Genomic DNA, 6,371 nt, shown 5'->3' on the forward strand with positions numbered 1-6,371 from the left:
GATAAAGATTGCGATCTATCGATTATTCAAGGCAAAAAAGTCGCCATCATCGGTTATGGCTCACAAGGTCATGCCCATGCTCTAAACTTACAAGACTCTGGCGTAGATGTCACTGTCGGCCTGCGCGCTGATTCGGGTTCTCGTAAAAAAGCAGAAAACGCGGGTCTAAAAGTCGCTGATGTGGCAGACGCCGTAAAAGCCGCTGACGTCGTGATGATCTTGACGCCAGATGAGTTCCAAAAAGAGCTATACAACAATGAGATTGAGCCAAACATCAAAGAGGGTTCGACATTGGCTTTTGCTCATGGTTTTGCGATTCATTACAACCAAGTGGTACCGCGTAGCGATCTAAACGTCATCATGGTAGCGCCAAAAGCACCAGGCCATACGGTACGTAACGAGTTCGTCAAAGGCGGCGGTATTCCAGATCTTATCGCAATCTATCAAGACGCCTCAGGCGATGCCAAGCAATTAGCGCTCTCTTATGCCGCAGGCGTTGGCGGTGGACGCTCAGGTATCATCGAGACGACGTTTAAAGATGAGACTGAAACTGATTTATTCGGTGAGCAAGCAGTCCTTTGCGGCGGCGCAGTAGAGCTGGTCAAAATGGGTTTTGAGACTTTGACAGAAGCAGGCTACGCACCAGAAATGGCTTACTTTGAGTGTTTGCACGAGCTTAAGCTTATCGTTGACTTGATGTATGAAGGCGGTATCGCTGATATGAACTACTCAATCAGTAACAACGCTGAATACGGCGAATACGTTACGGGTACAGAGGTCATCAACGAGCAATCACGAGAAGCGATGCGTAATGCGCTTAAACGCATTCAATCAGGCGAGTACGCCAAGATGTTCATCTCAGAGGGCGCAACGAACTATCCTTCTATGACGGCGCGTCGTCGTAACAACGCTGAGCATCAGATCGAAGTCACTGGCGCAAAACTTCGCGGCATGATGCCTTGGATCGGTGGTAATAAAATCATCGATAAAGACAAAAACTAAGCGTTACTGATCTAAGTTTTTAAGACCCATGTTATCAACAGATAACGTGGGTTTTTTTTGTTTAGCACCTTAACCGTTTTAATCAATTGATCACTTTAATAGCTTTATTATCTTAACAATTTTGTCGCTAACGCGTATTTGTAAAGTCTAAAAAACAGCGGCGAATAGAAATTGACTTACCATCGGTTGAAAATGACGACTAGCCGCCCTATATAGACAAACATTATAAGACTTGCTCACAGTTTACGAGTGCAACACTTTAAGTACAACGGTGCAAGTTAAGTATAACGGTGCAAGCAATTTAACTTTTATTATAAACATTATTAATCATAGGCGGTAGCTGTGCTAATACCCAACCCTGACTGGCTAACGCCGCAATTTATATACGTCGCCCTAAGCGCGGTAGTAGCTGTTTTGATCTGGATAGAAGGGGAGATGCTCAAGACCACCGACGGCAAGCTACCCCAATCGCCATTGTTTAAATTTAGCTCATTACTAGATACGGCTTGGTTTTTTATCTCAGTCATGATGCTCTACGTTATCGAGTTGACACCGCTTGCAGTAACCGTACCAGCTGCTTATGGCATATATACCGTATTTGGCTGGGTGTATGGCACCCGCCTGCTCAGACGTAAAGGCATTCCTGATTCTGCAAAGGAGTTAGTGATACCAGTTAAGTACATTGCTTACAGTCAGTCGTTTGCTTTGATATTTTTCTCCTTATGTCTTTTAGTATTGGCAGCGCCTTGGTTACCTATTGCTAATTAGTAAAATGATAAGTCAAAATCAATTATCAATTAAAAATATCAAACTATTCAATGATATAGCGTCAAAAATGCCATTTACAAAATTACTGTATTAAACTTACCTAGGCTTATAAAAGCTGCTATACTTAAATCATACTTATAAGACTTTAAACACATTTGTGTTGTATTTTAATAGGTAAGTGGATTCATTTCGATGATGAGCTTAGAAGCTATAAGTATTTTTCAATTAATCGGTGAAGGCATTAGTCTCACCAACCGTTAAAGAGTTAGGAAAAATTATGTCAGAAAAAGTTGAAGGCACCGTAAAGTGGTTTAATGAAGCTAAAGGTTTTGGTTTTATCGCTCAAGACAATGGCGGTCAAGATGTATTCGCTCATTACAGCGCTATTCAAGGTGGTGGCTTTAAAACACTAGCCGAAGGCCAAAAAGTTTCTTTCGTTCTAGGTCAAGGCCAAAAAGGTCCACAAGCTGAGCAAATCGAAGCCCTATAATCTTAAACCGAGATTATATTGTTTTATAACAATAAAAATATTGTTTAGACTGTATAAAAAAGCAACCTATACTTAGATAGGTTGCTTTTTTTATGACTAAAATTTATCAGTTCTAGATTTAATTTATTGACGTACCATTAAAATAGTAGAGTTAGGAGTCAGTTATGGAATGGCAGTCTTGGATAATGATTAACGAGCAACAAGTCATCGGTATTACAATATCGGTTGTGGTGTTTTACTTTTGCCTAATATTATTTACTCGCATCGCAGGGCTACGTAGTTTCTCTAAGCTCTCAAGCTATGATCTGGCGATGACCATAGGTATTGGTAGTATATTAGCATCCACAGTGGTATCCAAATCGACTTCACTGATGCAAGGCATATTTGCCGTTGGTATGTTGTTTCTCTTGCAGTCCATTGTCTCTATCGTGCGCCGCAAAATTAAACCTGTCAAAGATCTGCTCGATAATCAGCCCATAATTTTGATGGCAAACGGTGAGTATCTTTGGGACAACTTAAAAGAAGCAAAACTAAGCACTAATGATGTTAAGCAGGTACTGCGTCAAAACGGTGTTAAATCGCCTTCTGAGGTGTTTGCAGTCATCATGGAAACCACTGCTGATATGAGCGTTATCAAAAACAATGACGCTAAGCCGGATTGGTCGCTTTTTGATGATGTCCGCGACAAAGAGATATTGATGAATAGTATAAACAACACTACTAGTCATAAAGATATGACTAATCGATAACAAAATGTTAAGAAAATGCACGACCCAAAGTGCTATAAAGGGTAGTGAGCTGGCGGTATTGTTTACTCAGTTTTAGGCTTTGCGTTTTGAGCTTCTCAAAAATTTATGACGCTTTATTCACAGCGCTATCTTGATTTTGCGCCTGTGCTCACGCAAGATACGGACTGTTCTTAAATACGTGTGTTTAGGTACAGGATTGACAAGTAATTAGTGGATTAATCCATATACTTAAAATCAATAGGCATGAGCGATAAGTTTGATATTTATTGTGACTCATCGTTTTTGATATTGCGCGTGAAAGCTTTATAATAACGCTTAGGTAAACACTAACTCTTGGTTTTTTTAACCAAAATATTTTATTCATAACATTAATAAACGAGGAACGTATGAAAGCATTAGTAGCGGTCAAGCGTGTCATTGATTATAACGTAAAGGTTCGTGTAAAAGCTGACAACTCTGGCGTTGATTTATCGAACACCAAAATGTCTATTAACCCATTTGATGAGATTGCAGTAGAAGAAGCGGTACGTCTAAAAGAAGCGGGCGTGATCGATGAGATCATCGTCGCCTCTATCGGCCCAAAAGAGTCGCAAGAGCAGATTCGTGCAGCCTTGGCACTAGGTGCTGATCGTGGCGTACTGGTACAAACAGACGACAAGCCATATCCTTTGCAAGTCGCCAAAATCCTAAAAAGTATTGCTGAGTCTGAGTCAACAGACATCATCTTATTAGGTAAGCAAGCCATTGATGATGACAATAACCAAACGGGTCAAATGCTAGCGGCATTGATGGGTATTGGTCAGGGTACTTTTGCATCAGAAGTTAACGTTGAAGGCGATAAAGTAAACGTCACTCGTGAAGTTGATGGCGGTTTGCAGACTGTTGCGCTAACGCTACCTGCGGTTATTACAGCTGATTTGCGTCTAAACGAGCCACGCTATGCTAAATTGCCAAACATCATGAAAGCAAAGAAAAAGCCACTTGATGAGAAGACGCCAGCAGATTTTGGTGTTGATATGGCCTCCAAGCAGCAAATCACAAAGGTCGTACCGCCTGCCGCTCGTAAAGCAGGTATCACTGTTAAATCAGTGGACGAATTGGTCGATAAGCTTAAAAACGAAGCTAAAGTTATCTAAGTCATCAGCGCAGATTTTGTAGGGCTTGTAGCTATGCTTACCTACACCTATGTTTGATGACATAAGTAACAAGCAAAGCAAGACCTGATCATAGTATAGACGACAAGAATTAATAAAGGATAAAGACAATGGCTATTTTAGTATATGCAGAACATGACAATGCCAGTCTAAAAAAGGCAACTTTCAACACTATTGCTGCTGCTAAATTAATGGGCGATGAGGTTCATGTGTTGGTAGCAGGTTCTGGCGCGCAGGGCGCTGCAGACGAAGCTGCAAAGGCTGAAGGCGTAAGCAAAGTATTGCTAGCAGACAACGGCGCTTATGAGTATCAATTAGCGGCTAATATTGCCCTGCTAGTTGCTGATATTGCAGGTGACTACAGCCATATCGTCGCTCCTGCAACGACTACAGGTAAGAACTTTATGCCTCGCGTAGCCGCTTTGCTTGACGTTAGCATGCTATCGGAGATATCTGCTGTTATCGACGCGCAAACTTTTGAGCGTCCTATTTACGCAGGTAACGCAACGGCAACAGTCAAAACCTCAGAAGACAAAGTGATTGTGACTATACGTCCAACCTCATTTGATCCTGTCGCTACCGAAGGCGGTTCAGCGACCGTTGAAACTATTGACAACGTTCAAGATGCAGGCAAATCAAGCTTTGTAAGTGAAGAAGTTGCAAAATCTGATCGTCCTGAATTGGCTTCAGCGGGTATCGTTGTATCTGGTGGTCGTGCTCTAGCTAATGGCGAGAACTTCACTAAATATATCGAACCTTTAGCTGATAAACTAGGCGCTGCTATTGGTGCCTCGCGCGCTGCTGTTGATGCTGGTTACGTCTCTAACGATATGCAGGTCGGTCAAACAGGTAAGATCGTTGCTCCGCAATTATACATCGCTGCTGGTATCTCTGGTGCCATTCAGCATTTAGCGGGTATGAAAGACTCTAAAGTTATCGTAGCTATCAATAACGATCCTGAGTCGCCAATCGCTAGCGTTGCTGACTATTTCTTAGAAGCCGATTTATTTGACGCTTTACCTGAGCTAACCAGTAAAATCTAAGGTTTATTAGGTATTGTACTTAGATAAATAAAAATCCCGCTATATATAGCGGGATTTTTGCGTTTTGAGGCTAAGTTTTATAGCTGCATTGCTATTATTTTATATCAGCTATATTGACGTTGACGCAGGGTCTCGTACAGACATAGCGCGCCTGCAATAGCGACATTGAGACTCTCCTGCCCGTTAGGCTGCGGCAAGGCAATAGGGGTGGCGCATTGCATGAGCTCATCGCAGACGCCTTGACCTTCGTGTCCCATAACCCAAGCTATAGGCGCGCTTAAATCATGCTGATAAATCAAAGTATCCGTATGCGAGCTGGTCGCTAGTAGGGGTACTTTGACTTGCTGCAAAACATCTGTGACCGCTAGCCCTTCATAGACTGTTAAAGCGAACTGCGCGCCCATTCCTGCCCGCAAAGTCTTGGGCGACCACACTTGCGCGCTGCCCTCAGTACAGAGCACCTTTGTGATACCAACAGCTGCTGCCGTGCGTAGTAACGTACCGACGTTGCCACTATCTTGTACGTCGTTTAAAATCAAGCAATCATCGTTAATGACAGGCAAATTATGCTTAGGTATAGCAATTATAGCCATGATATCAATACCAGTACCTAAACTGCTTATGCTGCGATACAGCGTATCTGGCAGCGTTGAGATGCCAACATAACTGGGCAGCCGCGCAAGCAGCTGCCGCACTTCACTATGCGTGTGTGCTGACTCAGATAATAGTATCTGTAGTACAGGGTAGTCACTACGCAGGGCTGCATCAATCAAATGTGCGCCTTCAAGTACCGTTTGGCCTATTTTTTTGCGCCGGCGAGCTTGCGTAAGTAGTGCTTTGATCAGTTTTACCGTTTGGTTCTTATCAGAGGTAATTAGCTCAGTAGGATTTGCGCTCATAGTAAACGGCTCAGAATTAGAAAAAAGTAGCGTTAAGGTTTTGCGTCATTTATCTAAGACTGACTATGTTGCAAATGAAGAGTCTTAACATAGTCCACTTCATTTTTACTACCTAATACTACAGGCACACGTTGATGAATATCATTAGGCTCGATGTCCAGTATTCTAGTCGTAGCATCAGTCGCCGCGCCGCCTGCGCGCTCAATCAGTAAGCTCATAGGGTTGGCTTCGTACATTAAGCGTAGTTTGCCCGCTTTTTTGGCGTC

General features: G+C 42.6%; 7 protein-coding genes and 1 pseudogene. 6 read left to right on the forward strand and 2 right to left on the reverse strand.

The window, feature by feature from the left end:
- The 6 genes from ilvC to ACTXGO_RS08225 all read left to right on the forward strand — a co-directional run.
- A partial coding sequence (ilvC, locus tag ACTXGO_RS08200; RefSeq protein ID WP_443574005.1) for a ketol-acid reductoisomerase occupies window positions 1-1,002 on the forward strand: 1,002 nt, incomplete at its 5' end.
- Between the two features lie 342 nt (window positions 1,003-1,344).
- Complete coding sequence (locus ACTXGO_RS08205) at window positions 1,345-1,770, forward strand: hypothetical protein (protein ID WP_317200632.1); 426 nt, start codon at window positions 1,345-1,347, stop codon at window positions 1,768-1,770.
- A 277-nt stretch (window positions 1,771-2,047) separates the two neighbouring features.
- Entirely contained in the window at window positions 2,048-2,260 is a 213-nt protein-coding gene (locus ACTXGO_RS08210; RefSeq protein ID WP_317200633.1) for a cold-shock protein, read from the forward strand.
- Between the two features lie 164 nt (window positions 2,261-2,424).
- Window positions 2,425-3,009, forward strand: a complete 585-nt coding sequence (locus tag ACTXGO_RS08215) for a DUF421 domain-containing protein (protein WP_435950373.1) — start codon at window positions 2,425-2,427, stop codon at window positions 3,007-3,009.
- Between the two features lie 386 nt (window positions 3,010-3,395).
- Window positions 3,396-4,145: an electron transfer flavoprotein subunit beta/FixA family protein gene (locus ACTXGO_RS08220; protein WP_317200635.1), complete on the forward strand. Its 750-nt coding sequence runs from the start codon at window positions 3,396-3,398 to the stop codon at window positions 4,143-4,145.
- A 128-nt stretch (window positions 4,146-4,273) separates the two neighbouring features.
- A complete protein-coding gene (locus ACTXGO_RS08225; RefSeq protein WP_435950374.1) occupies window positions 4,274-5,206 on the forward strand; it encodes an electron transfer flavoprotein subunit alpha/FixB family protein in 933 nt (310 codons plus the stop codon).
- A 104-nt stretch (window positions 5,207-5,310) separates the two neighbouring features.
- On the opposite strand, the gene ACTXGO_RS08230 is transcribed toward ACTXGO_RS08225, so the two are convergent.
- On the reverse strand, window positions 5,311-6,105 hold the full coding sequence (locus tag ACTXGO_RS08230; protein ID WP_435950375.1) for a TrmH family RNA methyltransferase: 795 nt from the start codon (window positions 6,103-6,105) through the stop codon (window positions 5,311-5,313).
- A gap of 53 nt (window positions 6,106-6,158) precedes the next feature.
- A pseudogene (locus ACTXGO_RS08235) lies at window positions 6,159-6,371 on the reverse strand (class 1 fructose-bisphosphatase); the annotation flags it as partial.

Source organism: Psychrobacter sp. T6-1 (genome assembly GCF_052258445.1).

Coding starts and splice junctions, on each gene's coding strand:
- ACTXGO_RS08210 (WP_317200633.1), top strand. CDS start 2,048: ATGTCAGAAAAAGTTGAAGGCACCGTAAAGTGGTTTAATGAAGCTAAA.
- ACTXGO_RS08215 (WP_435950373.1), top strand. CDS start 2,425: ATGGAATGGCAGTCTTGGATAATGATTAACGAGCAACAAGTCATCGGT.
- ACTXGO_RS08220 (WP_317200635.1), top strand. CDS start 3,396: ATGAAAGCATTAGTAGCGGTCAAGCGTGTCATTGATTATAACGTAAAG.
- ACTXGO_RS08225 (WP_435950374.1), top strand. CDS start 4,274: ATGGCTATTTTAGTATATGCAGAACATGACAATGCCAGTCTAAAAAAG.
- ACTXGO_RS08230 (WP_435950375.1), bottom strand. CDS start 6,105: ATGAGCGCAAATCCTACTGAGCTAATTACCTCTGATAAGAACCAAACG.